General features: G+C 60.8%; 11 protein-coding genes and 2 riboswitches. Of the genes, 4 read left to right on the top strand and 7 right to left on the bottom strand.

Features of this window, described 5'->3' with window-relative positions:
• Window positions 1–125 precede the first annotated feature (125 nt).
• The 5 genes from LNV09_RS17480 to LNV09_RS17460 all read right to left on the bottom strand — a co-directional run bounded on the left by LNV09_RS17480 (window position 126) and on the right by LNV09_RS17460 (window position 6,817).
• On the bottom strand, window positions 126–1,076 hold the full coding sequence (locus LNV09_RS17480) for an adenylate/guanylate cyclase domain-containing protein (protein ID WP_263558345.1): 951 nt from the start codon (window positions 1,074–1,076) through the stop codon (window positions 126–128).
• Between the two features lie 197 nt (window positions 1,077–1,273).
• Window positions 1,274–2,788 (bottom strand): serine/threonine-protein kinase, encoded by a 1,515-nt coding sequence (locus LNV09_RS17475; RefSeq protein ID WP_263558344.1) that lies wholly within the window; start codon window positions 2,786–2,788, stop codon window positions 1,274–1,276.
• 10 nt (window positions 2,789–2,798) lie between these two features.
• Window positions 2,799–3,668, bottom strand: a complete 870-nt coding sequence (locus tag LNV09_RS17470) for a Tll0287-like domain-containing protein (RefSeq protein ID WP_263558343.1) — start codon at window positions 3,666–3,668, stop codon at window positions 2,799–2,801.
• A gap of 13 nt (window positions 3,669–3,681) precedes the next feature.
• Complete coding sequence (locus tag LNV09_RS17465; protein ID WP_263558342.1) at window positions 3,682–4,623, bottom strand: FecR family protein; 942 nt, start codon at window positions 4,621–4,623, stop codon at window positions 3,682–3,684.
• A 97-nt stretch (window positions 4,624–4,720) separates the two neighbouring features.
• Entirely contained in the window at window positions 4,721–6,817 is a 2,097-nt protein-coding gene (locus LNV09_RS17460) for a glycosyltransferase family protein (RefSeq protein WP_263558341.1), read from the bottom strand.
• Window positions 6,818–7,021: 204 nt separating this feature from the next.
• Window positions 7,022–7,125: riboswitch (glycine riboswitch) on the top strand.
• Window positions 7,126–7,141: 16 nt separating this feature from the next.
• Window positions 7,142–7,251: riboswitch (glycine riboswitch) on the top strand.
• A 55-nt stretch (window positions 7,252–7,306) separates the two neighbouring features.
• On the opposite strand from LNV09_RS17460, the gene gcvT reads away from it, so the two are divergent.
• The 4 genes from gcvT (at window position 7,307) to LNV09_RS17440 (ending at window position 13,332) form a co-directional block, all read left to right on the top strand.
• Window positions 7,307–8,440, top strand: a complete 1,134-nt coding sequence (gcvT, locus tag LNV09_RS17455) for a glycine cleavage system aminomethyltransferase GcvT (RefSeq protein ID WP_263558340.1) — start codon at window positions 7,307–7,309, stop codon at window positions 8,438–8,440.
• A 33-nt stretch (window positions 8,441–8,473) separates the two neighbouring features.
• Window positions 8,474–8,851: a glycine cleavage system protein GcvH gene (gcvH, locus tag LNV09_RS17450; protein ID WP_263558339.1), complete on the top strand. Its 378-nt coding sequence runs from the start codon at window positions 8,474–8,476 to the stop codon at window positions 8,849–8,851.
• 108 nt (window positions 8,852–8,959) lie between these two features.
• Window positions 8,960–11,857 carry an aminomethyl-transferring glycine dehydrogenase gene (gcvP, locus tag LNV09_RS17445; protein WP_263558338.1) on the top strand — a complete coding sequence of 966 codons (2,898 nt, stop codon included), beginning with the start codon at window positions 8,960–8,962 and terminating at the stop codon, window positions 11,855–11,857.
• Window positions 11,858–11,943: 86 nt separating this feature from the next.
• Window positions 11,944–13,332: an L-serine ammonia-lyase gene (locus tag LNV09_RS17440; protein WP_263558337.1), complete on the top strand. Its 1,389-nt coding sequence runs from the start codon at window positions 11,944–11,946 to the stop codon at window positions 13,330–13,332.
• A gap of 17 nt (window positions 13,333–13,349) precedes the next feature.
• Here the strand turns inward: LNV09_RS17440 and LNV09_RS17435 are convergent, their stop codons facing one another.
• Together LNV09_RS17435 and LNV09_RS17430 are read right to left on the bottom strand one after the other, a co-directional pair.
• The gene (locus tag LNV09_RS17435; RefSeq protein ID WP_263558336.1) at window positions 13,350–14,096 is read right to left on the bottom strand and encodes a substrate-binding periplasmic protein; all 747 of its coding nucleotides are present in this window, start codon (window positions 14,094–14,096) and stop codon (window positions 13,350–13,352) included.
• A gap of 125 nt (window positions 14,097–14,221) precedes the next feature.
• Complete coding sequence (locus LNV09_RS17430; RefSeq protein WP_263558335.1) at window positions 14,222–17,452, bottom strand: efflux RND transporter permease subunit; 3,231 nt, start codon at window positions 17,450–17,452, stop codon at window positions 14,222–14,224.
• Between the last annotated feature and the right edge of the window lie 5 nt (window positions 17,453–17,457).

Genomic DNA, 17,457 nt, shown 5'->3' with positions numbered 1-17,457 from the left:
AGCTAGATCTAGGCCCCGAGCATAGCCAATTTCCCCGCAGGAAAACAGGCTTTGAACCCTGCGGAAAAGATATTCCACCCCGGTGCCAGTGCAGGCAAACAAATGCCTTGAGGGTGGGGTAAATCTCATCTTGGCCTTGCCACACTGAGCTGAGTCCTGGCATCCATCTGGCGCGGGGCCAAGAATTCCAAGGTCAAGGCATTGGCCACGCCGACGCGGCTACCCACCAAGATGGGTACGTCTTGGCCTTTGGGAGCGGGTACACCGTCCACCTCGGTCAGGCTGTCGGATATTGCACGCAGAAAAAAGCCGGCAGCACCGCGGCGCAACTCGAAGTGCCAACGGCTGATCAAGCGCACCGCAGCTGGATCTTGCGTTGCCAAAACTACATCGTTGGCCTGCATGCCTTCGTGATCACGCAAGCGGCCAAAGCTGATGATGTCCAGCAGGGGCAAGGCGATCGCTTCCACAGACTCATTGATTCGAAAGTGAGTGGGAAACTGCTCTGTCTCGCGCCAGTTCAGCGCAAATAACTCAACAGCTCGACTCACTCCCTTGAGTTCGCCGGTGGTGACAGGCTGACATTGCACGCGCCGGGCCGAGTCCATCTCCAAGAAAGTCTCGCGTGTCAAGCGAATCTCACCGGCGGCGGCCGAACTCGCCACCCGGGCACAGAAATTCACCGAATCGCCGCTGACGGACACGCCGTCCGTGAGCACCGGCCCCCAATGCAGGCCCATTCGTAGTTGCAACTGCTGCACCCTGGCCCGGGAGAGATTCTCATGGCTGACCAATTCCTGAATCTGCCTGACCGCGTCCAAGGCTGCATTGACACCCGCAAACACCATGAAAGCGCCGTCCCCGGCAGTATCCACGATGCGCCCGCCGAAGGACGCAATCGCCTGTGCCAACAGGTCGAAATGCAGCTGCTGCAACTGCCGACCGGCGGCGTCTCCAAAGCGCGCGAAATACGGGGTTGAGCCGACCACATCAGAGAACAAGAGCACCGACTGCCGCTCAAAACGCCTGGTGAGCACCTGCTGCAACTGACTCTGCATCCGAATAATTTCGGTCATGCTGAGATCTTCAAAGGGGCTGAAATCGGAAGGATGGCTTTCGTTCATCGAAGTTCAATTCTCTACACCTAAGTTGCAGGCCTTGCATGCTAACCGCCCTTCAGTTCGATCAGCATTTGTTCTTGCCTGCAAAGCCGCTGCTTTGGCGCCAGCACTGCCGCACCCGCTGCTGACAAAAAGCACCAAAACTGGCTTTTTCAGGCGATTAAATTGAGTTCACGTTCAAGGCTTGCGGCATCGGCTTCGCCGGCGGCCTCGATCAGCAGGCGAATGAAGTCCGCTTTGCCGGCGGCCTTGTCGGCACTTCGTTTGACGAAAATTTTTGCGATCGGGCCGATCTGGCGGCTCAACACGGCAGTGGCCTGCGCTTTGAAGGCTTCGGTGAGCGGCTCAGTCGCGTTTGTGCCAGATCGATCTGGCGCCGCATTTGATGTCGCCGTTGAAATTGAAGCTGCTTTGGCAATGGAAGCCGGCGCGCTCACGATCGGCGCAGCCTGCGAAGCCAGGGTCGCTTCCCGAATGAAGTCTCGCCGCTTCGAATCTTGCTCAATATGCCGACCCAATTCCACCGCCAAGCTCTGCATATCATTGCAGCGCTGTGCGGCTTGGCGCACCATCAGCTTGGACATGGGTCCGAGTTGAACCGCCAGCGCACGCTCGATTCGGCTCAGCGCAACGGGATCCCACCCGGTCGGCATCGCCGCGCTGGCCAAAGACGACGCCGAGGAAGTAGGCGAGTTTGAAAAGGTGGCAAAAGGCCGATCCTGATTGACCGTCAGTTTGGCCGCGGCACCGACCGCCTGGGCCCACTGCGCTTGCGGAATGATCAGGGTCGCTTGGTCGTCACCTTGCGGTTCAGCAAGGCCTTGCCCTGCCTCGCCCCTGTGAGCTGCCGACAAGGCTTGGCGAAATTCAGCCGCACTTTGAAACCGCTTGTTGGCGTCCTTGATCAGGGCTTTGTGCAATAGTGCGTCATAAAACTCGACCCGGCCAGCTTGCCCGTCCTTACTTAGTTGGCTGGGCGGCGTGGCTTGCTCATTCATGATCTTGTACATCACCGTTTCGACCGAACCGGTGAATGGCAGAACCCCGGTCAGCAAACGATAGAGCAGCACGCCCGCAGCGAACAAGTCGGCCCGGTGATCGATGCCCTCGCCAATGTATTGTTCGGGCGCCATATAGCCCGGGGTCCCAATCATCGAGGACACCTGCGTCAGTCCCATATTCTCGATGCGCGCAATACCAAAGTCGGTCAATTTGACCTGCCCCTGGGCCGTAAGAATCAGGTTGGCGGGTTTGACATCCCGGTGCCACACCCCATGCCGATGGGCGCAGTCCAAAGCATCAAGCAATTGCTCCATCACCCGCAGCGCCTGTGCTTCGGGCAGCAAGGGTGTCGCATGCAAGACCTGATCCAGGCTCTTGCCTTCGACAAACTCCATCGCGATATAGGCGCTCGCCTCGTCTTCTCCAAACTCGTAGATGGCCACGATATTGGGATGCTGCAGGCGCCCTACTGCCTGAGCTTCATTGCGAAAGCGCGCCGCAAACGAGGCCTGCTCAGACTCTTGCGTGAGCAGACTCTTATGCACGGTCTTGATGGCCACCGAGCGCTGGATGTGCGGATCAAAACCTTTGTAGACCGTACCCATCGCGCCCTGGCCGAGTATGGCCTCAATGGGGTACTTGCCAATTCGTTCGGGAAATTTCATGGCCGCCAATTCAGCCTTCCAGCATCTTCATGGCATGCGCCAAGCTCTTGCGCATGCGGCCAAAAGACTCGGCGAGAACAGCGATCTCGTCCTTGGAGCTGACCGTGAACTCAGGCGCTTCCTCGCCCATGCTGACCTTGTCCGCCAAGGCCGACAAGCGACTGACTGGCCGGATGACCAGCTTCCAGAGCATGAAGTTCAACGAGGCTCCGACCAACACAAACACCCCGGTCAGTACCGCCACCACCACCATCAAGGCGCGGTCAGCGCGCTGCAGTGGCACTGTCATGGGTACCGACACCACTTGCGCGCCGAGCACCTCGTCCAGCTTCCAACCAAAGCCGTTGTTCGGGCCGTAACGATCCAACAAGGTCTTGGGTGCAGCATCGGGCGTGCTGTGACAGGCCAGACAAGCAGGATTGCTGATCTTGATTGGGCGCGCAATGAAGAAAGAGCTGCCGGTCGGCGTGTCGCGTTTGCCGATGAACTCCTTCAATTCGGGGGAGCTGCGGAACTGCGAAATGATGTCTTCCTCCCAGGCGACGGCGCGGTCGCGTGGATTGGTGGGGTTCAGCATGGCGGACTTGAAACCATATTCCGGATAGGATTTTTGCAAGCCCGCAATCACCTCGGCGGAGGAGTAGGCAGGCACCGATTGCGGCAAAAACGCGTACTTCATCTGCGTTTCAAGAAGCGGCTTGATCTGGGTCGCGGTGTAGGCACTGACAACATTGGCCTTCTCCATCAGGAGCCGCGCCCGGTCGGCAATTTCTTCCTGTGCGGCACGTTGCAGCAATTCGCGCGCTATAAAGGTCGACGCAGCCAAGCCCAGCGCAAAAACAAGCAAAAAAATCAGATTGAATTTAAGTAGCAGTTTCATAGTTTGGTTTGGTTTACTTTTCGCTGACCCAATTCTTTGCCGCGCCGGCCGTGCTGGGTGAAGCTTGAGGGCCGGTGGCGGCCTGAGGCGGGAACAAGATCTGCTCCCACTCGGGATGGAGTTTGATCTCGGCCACCAAGCCCTTGCGGAATTCTGCTTGATGAGCGAGCGGCTTCCAACGGACGAGATTGGCTTTGCGCAGTGCCGGCTCAGCGTTCAACCAAGCTTGGGCATCGGCATAGCTGAGCTCGCCCAGGCGTTTGGCTGTGGTCTCTTTGCCCTGAAAGAGCGCCGCGCGGGACGGCAGCTTGTCTTGAAAAGCCCTGGGGATACTTTGCAGGAAGCCGGCCGGTGGGCGCTGCGTGAGTTCAGGTTTTGCGGCTCCGCTCAAATTGAGGAACTCACCGCTCGATAGCTTTGTGCTCGCCGCGCCATTCGGCAAGACAGGTTTGACGTTCACGCCCCCCGCCTCGGCAAACACTTGGCCGCTACTGCCTTGAGCAAAGACCACCGCATCTTGAGACAAGCCGCTCAGATCAAAGGCGCTCGCATTGAGGGCCCAGGAACCAGCCTTGGCCGCGCTCACCTTGACCCATCCTTGCAACAGGTAAATGCGAGCATCAATCTTGCCGCGGTCCGCGGCCAAATGCGGCGCGATCTGTACGCTGGTCGCCGGGCCGATGGCCAGACTGCTGCCGTCCTTGAATTCCACCAGCATGAAACGCCCTTTGGCGCCCATATCGATGATGTCGTCGCGACTCAAGCTAAGGCCTTCGGACAGCGCAAATTTGGCGTTATCGCGCAACAGCACAGCCTCGCCTTCCAACAAGGTCACAAGACCGAGCGAAGCCGCTTGGGCCGCAGACAAGCTGGCCATCAAGCTCAATAAAAACGCCGCGCAGCGGGCGGTGAGTCGACGAGAGGCATGCAGTGAGGTCGCTAAGTGAGGAGGCATAGCGGGATTATTGACGTAATCGGGTAACGGGCTGGCACTGACTGAGTGCGAAATGTGCGAGCCTTCGCCAAATGCAGTGCCAAACTCAGCGCCAAATTCAACGCCAAACGCCTTCGCGGTTTTCCTTCTGCGTGGCGTAGTAGGTGTAGAGGATCTCGTCGGTGACGTTCTCGGTTTTCAGCAATCCCTTGCTGGCCATTTTGTGCGACCAGGTTCGGTCGGCGCCGTAATGCCCGACCCAAGGCACTTGCAGCACCAGTTCGCGCCGAATTGGAGTCAGGTGTTGCGGATTGCGGTAATAGCCTTCCGGCGCATCGACCCAGATCTTGTTCTTGATACTGTAAAACACCGACTTGAAGGGCCCACCTTCGACACTGACTTGTGCCGAGAAACCGACACAGTCAACACCGGTAAGCAGCGGATAGATGGTCTCAACATAATGCTCAGAGATGACGTCATCGTCGTCAACGAAATTGACGTATTCGCCTTGGGCGATGTCTATCATGGCCTGCAGCTTGGGGCCGTATTGGCGACTGCGGTTGTCTTCCAGCACCAGCAGCTCTACATCGGGAAAGCGCGCGACTTGGGGTTCAAGGATGGCCAGCAGCCGCTTGCGCAACTCCCGCCTGGCCGGCAAGGTCGGCACGAGAATGGACCATTTGAATTGGCGGGCCTCGCTCGCCCCTGAAGCTTGACCCTGCGCCGGTTTGACCAAGCGATGGGCGACGTCGACATCATCGCTGGGCAGACGCAAGTCGGTTTGCTTGGTGCGCGCCGTCGTGCGTTCGCGCAGCGAAGTCTCGACCTTGCGCATCAGCAGGCGCGAAAAGCGCGCCTGCTCGGATTTGCAGTGCCTGCCGTCAAGATCGAGCGGCTCGTTACCGAGCAGCTCGAAGCGATGCTCAAACCAGCCCAGTGACCAAAAAAAGTCGCTGCATGCCCGGCCTATGCATTCGTGCTGCGTTAGCAGGGCAAACGACGACGAGACCGGCTCGACCCCAAAAGCACCTGGCAACTCCAGCTGAAATTCGCCGCCCACATGCAGCAGACGCAGTGCATTGCTCAACAAGGCTGGCAGTTTGCGCTCGTCCAGATCCAAACGCCCGGCCTGTATGACATCCGCGCCTGCTTCAGCCAGTTCCACCTGCCCCTGATGCAAGGTTTTGCTACTGAGCGGAAAGTTGAGCGGCACGCTCAGATCAAGCATCCAGTCAGGTTCGCTGGCGGCTTGCGCGTCGAGATTCAGCCAACCGGCCCGGTAGGCCGCACCGGCCTCCAAGTTGATGCAAGTCGGTGACCACGCGCCCGGCGTGCGGCCTTGATGGTGTGCTTGAGCCATCTTGCAGGCTGCGATCAGCACATCGGCGTAGGCCTTGGCCGGGTCACTTGCCTCAAAACGCTGCAAGGAAAGACGCGCCCGCTCGAAGAAAGCGGCAGTACCAAACTGCTGCTGAAAGAAGGTCTCAAGTTGCTCGTCTTGCAGCCAGAAAACAGTCTCATCAAATGGCGGCAGGATGTCGGTATGCGCCGCACGCTCCGAAATCACGGGCGTGCCCAATGACATGCAATGCGCCACGCGAGCCTGCTCAAAGCGGCTGCTCGCATAAAAATGCATATTGATCACGGCCTTGGCTTGCTTGATGAACTCATCACGCTCAGGGCCGTAGAGCGGGCCATCAAACACGGCCACGCTCAGGCCCAAGGCTTCGATGCGTTCCAACCAGCCGCGCCGACGCTCATTGATGCTGCCGAAAAAGAGCAGGTCGATGGGCCGCTCTTCCAAGGGCGTGGACTGCGCCGGCTTCAGGTAGGGCGCAAACCACAAGGGCAGCACCGGCACCTCGTTCGGCCTGGCCGAATAGGCACTGCGGTTGCCGGCGTGGTAGTCGACCACGCTGGAGCTGGACAGCAGTTGCAGGTACTCGGGCGTCACCGGCGCCCCACCCTCCCCCAACTGCTCCAAATTGACAAACACACAGGCGTGACTCTGCACTTGGCTGGCCTCAAAGCCCAGATGTGCGCCAAAAACGAAATTGATCGCGTCATAGCGCAAGCGGTTTTTGGACATGCTGACATTGGCGCCCAAGCGACGAAATTGGTAGCGAAAGTACCTGGCTTGGTCCAACAAACCCAGCGAATGCACATAGTTGGCGGGCTGCTGTATGCACAAATGGATATCGGGCGTCGAGCTCATGGCGGCGTCTTTCCGGGTCGAAATTTGGGCGTGTTTGGGCATTCGAGCCCAGATTCGACAAGGATAGTGAGAACGGACCTTGCACAAAGCGCAGTGGAGGCTGCCTATTCAAGGGTAATTTGCGGGCAATTTGCACAAGCCCCGGCTTTGGCGCCAGAGTCTGGTCTCAGAGCTTGGCGCGGTGCTGGCAATCCATGGCTACAATGCGCCCCGTCAGGAGAGAGTTCCCTCGCGGGAGCCGCCGAAGGCGCAGTGGCACTGGTGATCCCACGCTGCGAACGCTCAGGCAAAAGGACTGATAAAACGCCCGTTCACAAAACGTCGGGCGTCCTCACTGGAGAGAGACGGGTCTTTGAGCCCGTCCACTGAAGGGGCAAGCTGCGGGCGATACGCCGGCGGCCAATCTCTCAAGTAAAGCGGACAGCGAGGGCATCCCCCCTACTCCTTGGTTGGAGTAGGTCAGTTGACTGCCCTCGAAGGATTTCCGCCATGTCCAGTTCCGACACCAACGCCGCCCCCCTGCTGAAGACCCCGCTGCACGCGCTGCACATCGAACTCGGCGCCAAGATGGTGCCCTTCGGCGGCTACGACATGCCGGTGCAATATCCGATGGGCGTGATGGCCGAGCACAAGCACACCCGCGCCGCGGCCGGCTTGTTTGACGTCTCGCACATGGGCCAGGTGCTGCTCAAGGGCGACGGCGCCAGCGCTGCGTTGGAAACTATCGTGCCGGTCGACGTGATCGATCTGGGCCTGTTCAAGCAGCGCTACGCCCTGTTTACCAATGAGGCCGGCGGCATCCTCGATGACTTGATGATTGCGCGCCGCCCGGACGACCTGTTTGTGGTCGTCAACGCCGGCTGCAAGGTGCAAGACATCGCGCACATGCAAGCAAGGATTAGCGACAAGTGCCAGGTCTTGCCCCTGCCCGATCAAGCGCTGTTGGCATTGCAAGGCCCGCAAGCAGTGACTGCGCTGTCGCGCCTGAACCCGGATGTGGCCAAGCTGACCTTCATGACCGGCGGCTTCTTCAATCTGGACGGCATTGAGACCTTCCTGACCCGTTCCGGCTACACCGGCGAAGACGGTTTCGAAATTTCCGTCGCCGGCGACCAAGCCGAAGCATTGGCCCGCAAGCTCTTGGCCCAGCCCGAAGTCAAGCCGATCGGCTTGGGTGCACGCGACTCGCTGCGTCTTGAAGCCGGCCTGTGCCTCTATGGCCATGACATCAACACCGAAATCACCCCGGTTGAAGCCTCGCTGACCTGGGCGATCCAAAAGGTGCGCCGCGCCGGTGGTGCGCGCGCCGGCGGCTACCCCGGTGCGGCCGTGGTTGACGCCCAGCTCGCCCAAGGTGCGGCGCGCAAGCGCGTCGGCTTGGTCAGCTCGGAGCGCATGCCGGTGCGTGAAGGCGCCAAATTGGTCAATGCCGACGGGCTTGAGGTCGGTATCGTCACCAGCGGCACGCTAGGCCCAACGGTCGGCAAACCAGTCGCCTTGGCCTATCTGAGCAAAGAATATGCGGCGTTGGGCACCGAAGTGTTTGCGATCGTTCGCGACAAGCGTACGCCGATGACGGTCAGCAGCACGCCGTTCACGCCCAACGGATATTTCCGCGGTTAATTTCCCTTTTTCCATCGCTACACGGAGCACAGCATGAGCAACATCAAGTACACGCACGACCACGAATGGGTCCAGATCGAAGCCGACGGCGTTGTCACCGTGGGCATCACCGTGCACGCGCAAGACGCGCTGGGCGACGTGGTGTTCGTGGACCTGCCTTCGGTGGGTACGAGTTTCGCCGCCAAGGAAGTGGCCGGCGTGGTTGAGTCCGTGAAAGCGGCGGCCGATGTGTACATGCCTGTGGGCGGCGAAATCACCGAAGTCAACGAAGCGCTGCGCGACGACCCATCGCTGGCCAATACCGACCCGCTGAAGGCCGGCTGGTTCTTCAAGGTCAAGCTCAGCAACGCTGCCGAACTCGACGGTTTGATGGACAGCGCTGCTTACGACGAGCTGGTCAAAAACAGCTGATAGCGTTTTGCTGCGCGCCTATCAACATGAGCTTGGTGGGCGCTCGAAGAGAATAAAAGATTGAGGCTGGTCTCACCACAAGTGCGGCCCGCCTCGCAAGGATTTGCCATGTTGATGTCTGCTAACAAGCCCCTGGTCGCGTTGGAAAACGCCGCTGAGTTCCACGCCCGCCACATCGGCCCAGATGCCAGCGATGAAGCCGGCATGCTGTCGGTGATCGGCGCCGCCTCGCGCCGTGCGCTGATCGATGCGGTGGTTCCCGCCAACATCAAACGCAGCAACGCGATGCGCTTGCCGGCTGTCGCCTCGGAAGCGCAGGCGCTGGCCGAGTTGAAAGCAGTTGCCGCTCAGAACAAGATTCTGAAAAGCTATATCGGCCAGGGCTATTACGACACGCTGACCCCAGGCGTCATCCTGCGCAACATCCTTGAAAACCCCGCCTGGTACACCGCCTACACGCCTTACCAGGCCGAAATTTCGCAAGGTCGTATGGAGGCCTTGGTCAACTTCCAGACCATGGTCACCGACCTGACCGGCATGGCCATCGCCAATGCCTCGATGTTGGACGAAGCGACCGCCGCCGCCGAGGCGATGACGCTTGCCGCTCGCGTGGGCAAGAGCAAGTCGCAAGTCTTTTATGTCGCCGATGACGTGCTGCCGCAGACGCTTGAAGTGGTGCAGACCCGCGCCAAGCCGCTGGGCTTGACGGTGCAAGTTGGCCCTGCCGCAGATGCGGGCAAGAGCGAATGCTTCGCCGCGCTGCTGCAATACCCCGGCGTGAACGGTGATGTGCGCAGCCTGCAAGCTGCCGCCGACGCTGTTCACGGCCAAGGCGCATTGCTGATCGCCGCCGCCGATTTGCTGGCGCTGACCTTGATCAAAGCGCCCGCCGAGATGGGCGCCGACATCGCCGTGGGCAATACCCAGCGCTTCGGCATGCCCATGGGCAATGGGGGCCCACACGCCGCCTATATGGCCTGCAAGGACGAATACAAACGCAGCCTGCCCGGCCGCTTGGTGGGCGTCAGCATCGACGCGCATGGCGCGCCGGCCTACCGCCTGGCGCTGCAGACGCGCGAGCAGCATATCCGCCGCGAAAAAGCCACTTCGAACATCTGTACCGCCCAGGTCTTGCCGGCCGTCGTCGCCAGCATGTATGCGGTCTATCACGGCCCTGTGGGCCTGAAGCGCATCGCTCAGCGCGTCGCCAGCTTCACGGCGGTGCTGGCGCAAAGCCTGCAAGGCCTGGGCTGGACGCTGGCCAACGCAAGCGCCTTTGATACGCTGACCGTCAACACCGGCGGCAAGACCGATGGCATCCTCGCCGCTGCGGTGGCCGCCGGTATGAATCTGCGCCGCGCCTCGCCTGAGATCGTCAGCATCTCGCTGGACGAAACCACCACCCGTGCCGATTTGCAGGCGCTGCTTGAGGTATTCTCGGCCGGCAAGGCCAAGGCCGACTTCAGCGCGTTTGCGAAGGGCGTAGCCAGCCTGATCCCGGCCGAGCTGCAGCGCAGCAGCGCCTACCTGACTCACCCAGTCTTCAACCGCTACCACTCCGAGACGGAGATGCTGCGCTATTTGCGCGGCCTGTCGGACAAGGACTTGGCGCTGGACCGCTCGATGATCCCGCTGGGCTCTTGCACGATGAAGCTGAACGCGACATCCGAGATGATCCCGATCACTTGGCCAGCGTTCGCAAACATTCACCCCTTCGCGCCGCACGATCAGCTGAAGGGTTTTGCCTTGCTGAACGAGCAGCTGACAGCCTGGCTGTGCCAAGCGACCGGGTACGCCGGCATCTCCTTGCAGCCCAATGCCGGCTCGCAAGGCGAGTACGCCGGCTTGTTGGCCATCAAGGCCTTCCACGAAGCACGCGGCGAGGCTCAGCGCAAGATCTGCCTGATCCCCGAATCGGCCCATGGCACCAACCCGGCCTCGGCACAGATGGTTGGCATGACCGTCGTCGTCACCAAATGCGACAAGGACGGCAATATCGATCTGGTCGACCTGAAGGCCAAGTGCGAACAGCACAGTGCCAATCTGGCCGCCATCATGATCACCTACCCTTCCACCTACGGGGTGTTTGACACCCATGTGAAGGAGATCTGCGCGCTGGTGAAGAGCCATGGCGGGCGTGTCTATGTGGACGGCGCAAACATGAATGCGCTGGTCGGCGTGGCAGCTCCCGGCGAGTTCGGCGGTGATGTCTCGCACCTGAATCTGCACAAGACCTTCTGCATTCCTCATGGCGGCGGCGGTCCGGGCGTGGGCCCGGTTTGCGTGGTCGCCGATCTGGTGCCTTATCTGCCAACCCACCGCTCTGGCGGCTATGTCAGCGAGACCGCGATCGGTGCGGTTTCGGCCGCCCCTCTGGGCAATGCGGCGGTTCTACCTATCAGCTGGATGTACTGCCGCATGATGGGCGCCGACGGCCTGCAGGCCGCGACCGAGGTCGCGATCCTGTCAGCCAACTATGTGGCGGCGCGCTTGGCCGGAGCCTATGACATTCACTTCAGCAGCAATATCGAAGGCATCAAGGGCGGCGGCGTTGCGCACGAGTGCATCTTGGACATCCGCCCATTGAAGGACGCAACCGGCGTGGGCGCCGAAGACGTGGCCAAGCGCTTGATCGACTACGGCTTCCATGCGCCGACTCTGTCCTTCCCGGTGGCCGGCACCTTGATGGTGGAGCCGACCGAGAGCGAGTCCAAGTTCGAGCTGGATCGTTTTTGCGACGCGATGCTGGCCATCCGGGCCGAAATCGCCAAGGTGGCGGATGGCACTTGGTCGCGCGAAGACAACCCGCTGGTCAACGCGCCACACACGGCCGAGGCTTTGCTGAAGGCCGAGTGGACGCATGGCTACAGCCGCGAAGAGGCGGCCTACCCGGTCGCCACGCTGCGCCGCCAGAAGTACTGGGTGCCGGTTGGCCGCGTCGACAACGTCTGGGGCGACCGCAATCTGTCTTGCTCCTGCCCTCCGATGAGCGACTACGAGGCTTGATCAGCCACTAGCCACTCGAACCGACTGCGCGCACCACTGCCGCGCCGTCGGTTTTTTTTCGCTGACATTTTTGATGGAGGCCTGACATGGCCGTTTCAGTTTTCGACTTGTTCAAGATCGGCATTGGGCCTTCCAGCTCCCACACAGTCGGTCCCATGCGCGCCGCGCGCTTGTTTGCGCTGCGCCTGCGTCACGAAGGACTACTGGAGAAGACCAGCCGCGTGGTCTCGCAGATGTATGGCTCGCTGGGTGCTACCGGCAAGGGCCACGGCACCGACAAAGCGGTACTCTTGGGTCTGGCCGGCCATGAGCCGGATAGCGTCGATGTCGAGCAAGTAGGGCTTTACCTGGACGGCATTCGCGGCGGCAACTTGAGCCTGCTGGGCGAACATCCGATTGCCTTCAACGAGGCCAAGGATCTGGTCTTCTTCCGCCGCCAAAGCCTGCCCTTTCATGCCAACGGCATGCGCTTTGTGGCCTATGACGCGAACGAGGTCGAGATTCAGGAACGCACCTATTACTCGGTCGGCGGCGGCTTCATCGTCAGCGACGAGGTAGCCGCCGATGGCAGCAAACAAAAAGTGATTGCTCCCGATTCGCAGGTGCTGCCCTACCCTTTCCACAGCGGCGACGATTTACTGAAGATTTGCAAAGAACATGGCATCAGCATCGCCGAGATCATGCGCCGCAATGAGCGCCATTGGCGCAGCGACGAAGAGACTCGCGCCGGCCTGCTGAAGATCTGGCAGACCATGCAGGACTGCGTGGTGCGCGGCTGCAAGACCGAGGGCGTGCTGCCGGGCGGCTTCAAGGTCAAACGCCGCGCCGCACAACTGCACCGTGACCTGACGGCCAATCCGGAGGCCGCCCTGCGTGACCCGCTGCAGGTGATGGACTGGGTCAATCTGTATGCGCTGGCCGTCAATGAAGAGAACGCCGCCGGTGGCCGCGTGGTCACCGCGCCAACCAATGGCGCGGCCGGCATCGTGCCCGCCGTGCTGCATTACTACACGCGCTTCTATCACGGGGCGAATGAAGAAGGCGTCATTGATTTTCTGCTGACCGCCGCAGCCATCGGCATCCTGTACAAGGAAAACGCTTCGATATCAGGCGCCGAAGTCGGCTGCCAGGGCGAGGTCGGTGTGGCCTGCTCGATGGCGGCCGGTGCGCTCTGCCAAGTGATGGGCGGCACGCCGGAGCAAGTCGAGAACGCGGCCGAGATCGGCATGGAACACCATCTGGGCCTGACCTGCGACCCGGTCGGCGGCCTGGTGCAGATCCCCTGCATCGAGCGCAATGCGATTGCTTCCGTCAAGGCGATCAACGCCGCCCGCATGGCTTTGCGCGGCGATGGCACCCACTTCGTCAGCCTGGACAAGGTCATCAAGACCATGCGCGACACCGGTGCGGACATGATGACCAAGTACAAGGAGACCGCACGCGGCGGCTTGGCGGTCAATATTGTCGAGTGCTGAATACGGCGCCGGTGAGGCTATTTATCTAGCGGCGGGTTGTCTTTGGGCAACCAGCGCTTGTAGATACTCAGAAAGCTGCCGTCGCGCTTCATCTCGCGCAGTCTTTCGGCCCAGGCCTTGACCGTGGCATCGGGCGTATCGAGTGAAAAAGCGATATAGCCTTCGGAGCTGGCGTAGCTGTAGACGATCTCGAGCGAATCCTCCGCAATGCCGGCCTTGGCCAGGATGTCCGGCATGGACAAACGCTCGGAGGCAAAGAATGGCGCCCGCTTGGCCAACAGCATCTTGATCGCTATGACGGGGTCGCTGACACTGACCAAGTTTTGAAAGCCCAAGGTTTTCAACTCCTCGGCGGTGAACCAGTCGCGCACCACGAGCACGGCTGGTGCTCGCTTGGCGTCATCCAAGTTGCGCAGTCTCATGCCGTCCTTGGCGGGTGCATAAATCGAGCTGTAAAAGGTCACTATAGGACCTACCCACTTGAACTGCTTTTCTCGCTCCGGTGTCCGCGCCATTGAAAACAGTGCCACCTCGCCCACGCCTTTGGCCTCTCGAAAAGCTCTGGCCCAGGGTAAAAATTCAATCGCCAAATTCCCTCCTTGGCGACGCTGAATTTCCTGCACGATCTCCACGGCCATGCCGCGCGCAACCCCTTTTTCCGTAAAGCTGATGGGCGGAAACTCCTCACTCAGCAGACGCAAACCCGCATGGGTGGGCGAAATCAAACACAAAGCCAGCAATAGCGCCGCAAGGCCTTGTGACATAAATTGATGAAGCGGCGGGTGCTTAAGCATGGGCTACCAAGGATAGCAGCGTGACTTGTATACCCAAAGAAAAAGGGGCGTCGAAACGCCCCTTTTGCACATGAAAAACGCCCGCGCAAGATCAATCAGTCATCGCCGCCGGGGGCAAGCACCAAGCCGCCCCCTGCGACCGCCCCGGCCGTACTTGACTTGAGTTTGGGCTTGCGCTCCCGCACCAGATACGAGTACAGCACCGGCACCACGATCAGGGTCAGCAGCGTCGACGTGATGACACCGCCGATGATGGCGCGGCCCATCGGTGCCTGCACCTCGCCGCCTTGATTAAAGGCCAGCGCCATCGGCAACATGCCGAACACCATCGCTGCCGTGGTCATGATGATGGGCCGCATGCGCACCAGGCCGGCTTGCAGCAAGGCTTCGGGGATGGTGGCACCGCCCTTGCGGGCTTGGTTGGCAAAGTCGATCAGCAAAATCGCGTTCTTGCTGACCAAGCCCATCAGCATCACCAGGCCTATCATCGAGAACACATTCAGCGTCGATCCAGTCAACAGCAAGGCCAGCATCACGCCGATCAATGCCAAGGGCAGCGAGGCCATGATGGCAATCGGCTGCACAAAGCTGCCGAACTGGCTGGCCAGCACGATGTAGATGAAGATCACGGCCAGACCCATCGCCGCGAGCAAGCCCTTGAAAGCCTCGGCCTGCTGCTTGCCGGCGCCGTCCACATTGAAGCTCACACCGGGCGGCAACTGCATGGACTTGATCATCTTCTGCACGTCGGCATTGACGTCGCCGGACGGGCGCCCTTCGGTGCCGGCAAACACGGCCTCGCGGCGCTGCAGGTTCTGGCGACGGATCACCTCGGGGTTGAACACCGACTCGATCGTGGCCACCTGATCCAGCGAGATCGGCGAGCCGTCTTTGGCAAAGGCCACCGGCAGCTTGAGCATCTGATCTACCCGCTGGCGTTGTTCGACCGGCAGGCGCAAGAGCACCTCGACCTGGTTGCCGTCCGGCGTGGTCCAGTAGGTCGCCACATCGCCATTGACATAGGCGCGCAGCGAGGCGGCCAGTTGCGGCGCGGTCAGGCCCAACTCACGCACGGCCGAATCCTTCAGCTTGACAGCATAGGCCGGCAGGCCTTGCTTGACGGTGGTTTCCACGTCCACCGCACCGGGTACCTTCTTGATCCTGGCGACCAGATCATTGGCCACTTCGGTCAAGACGGTCGGGTCGGTGCCCAGGATGGTGATCCAGATCGAGCGGTCGCCGCCGACGCTGGCGTCCACGCCGGGCAGCTTGGCGATGTCGGCACGGAAGGCGTCTTCCAGCTGCTTCTGGCTGCGCTTGCGGTCCTTTTTATCCACCAGGGCAATGCTCAAGGTGGCCTGGTTGCGGCCCGTCGTCATGCCCTCGCCGGTGCCGCCGACGCTGGTTGAGATGGTCTTGATTTCTTTGTATTGCGACAAGATCTCTTCGATCTGCGCGACCTTGATATTGCTGCGCTCCAGGCTGGAGGCCGTCGGCATGCGCAGGTTGACCTGGATGAAGCTGTCATCGGTCTTGGGCGCGAACTCGCTGCCGACGAAGGCGCTCAAACCCAAGGCCACAACAAAGCTGGCCGCGCCTATCGACATCACCAGGCCGCGCGGCGTGATGGTGGCGAAACGCAGGCGGCGTGGCTGGTTGCGATCGCGTTGACCGTCGGCGCCAAACGGGCGCCCAAAGGCCGGCAGCGGCGGCACAAACACGCGGTAGCGCCGGCCCGAAAAAGCCCAGCGAATCGTGCGCTCATAAGCGATGTGCAAAAGGTCCATGCCGCGGTCGGTGGCGCGAATCAGGTGGCCGATCACCGGTACGCGCTTCAGGTAGGTGCTCGGTGGGTCCTTCCAGATCGAGCTGAGCATGGGGTCCAGCGTGAAGCTGACGAACAAGCTCACCAGCACCGCAACCGCGACGGTGATGCCGAAGGGGTAGAAGAACTTGCCGATGATGCCGCCCATGAAAGCGATGGGCACAAACACTGCGCAGATGGCAAACGTGGTGGCCATCACGGCCAAGCCAATTTCGTTGGTGCCGTCAAAAGCCGCTGTGCGGTGGTCTTTGCCCATGCCGACATGGCGCACGATGTTCTCTCGCACCACGATGGCGTCATCGATCAGCAAGCCAATGCACAGGCTCAGCGCCATCATGGTCATGAAGTTCAGCGTGAAGCCCAAAGCGTGCACAGCGATGAAACTGGAGATCACCGCGATCGGCAGCGTCAGGCCGGTGATGATGGTCGAGCGCCAGCTATGCAGGAACAAGAACACGATCGCCACAGTCAGCAAGGCACCTTCGACCAGCGTGTGCTTGAGCCCTTCCAACGAGTTCTTGACGTTGTCGCTGGACGCGTAGATCAGGTTCAGCTCGACGTCCTTGGGCAGGTTCTTGCGCAGCTCTTCCATCGCCTCCTTGACGCCTTCGCCGGTGGTCACGATATTGGAGTCTTGCTGCTTGAAGACATTGAAGGTGACGGCCTGCGCACCATTGATGCGAGCCAGGCTGTCGGGCTCGCGCTCACGCTCGACCAGAGTACCCAGATCGCCCAAGGTCAGCACCAGATTGCCACGCCTGGCGACGACGATATTGGCGAACTGCTTGGGATCCTTGACCCGGCCTTCGACACGCAGGATCGCGTCGGCCGTTTTGTCGGAGATCAGGCCGACCGGCTGATCGTTATTGGCCTCACGCAGCGCAGTCGAAATCTCCGCCGGCGTCACGCCATAAGCGCGCAAACGCAAAGGGTCCAGATCGATGCGCACCTCGCGCAGCACCATGCCGCTGACGTCGACTCGCGCCACGCCGTCGACCCGGCCCAGGCGCTTGGCAATGATCAACTCGCTCATCATCGACAGCTCGCGCGCCGGCCGCGTCTTGCTCATCAATGCCGCCAGCACGATGGGCTGGTTATCCTCGATCTGCGCGCGCGCCACGGTGGGCGTCTTCACATCTTTAGGGAAGGCGGCCTGCGCCGCGGCGACGCGGTCGCGCACCTCCTGCATGGCACGGCCCATATCGGTGTTGAGGCCGAACTCGACCTGCGCTTGCACACGCCCCTCAAAGCTGCGCGACATCACCTTCTCGACGCCGGCAATGGTGTTGAGCGCTTCCTCAAGTGGCTTGGCCACTTCGCGCTCGACCGCCTCAGGCGAAGCGCCGGGGTAGCGCACATCCACCGAGGCGACGGGGATGGAGATATCGGGCATGTTTTCCACGCCCAGCTTGCTGTAGGAAAAAATACCCAGCACGCACAGCGCCACCATCACCATGGTCGCGAAGACCGGGTTCTGGATCGAAACTTTGGTCATCCACATGATCT

The organism is Paucibacter sp. B2R-40 (assembly GCF_025717555.1).
In the GTDB taxonomy this organism is placed as follows: domain Bacteria; phylum Pseudomonadota; class Gammaproteobacteria; order Burkholderiales; family Burkholderiaceae_C; genus Paucibacter_A.
Note: the sequence above shows the minus strand (reverse complement) of the source record. Positions and strands in the feature narration are given on the sequence as shown.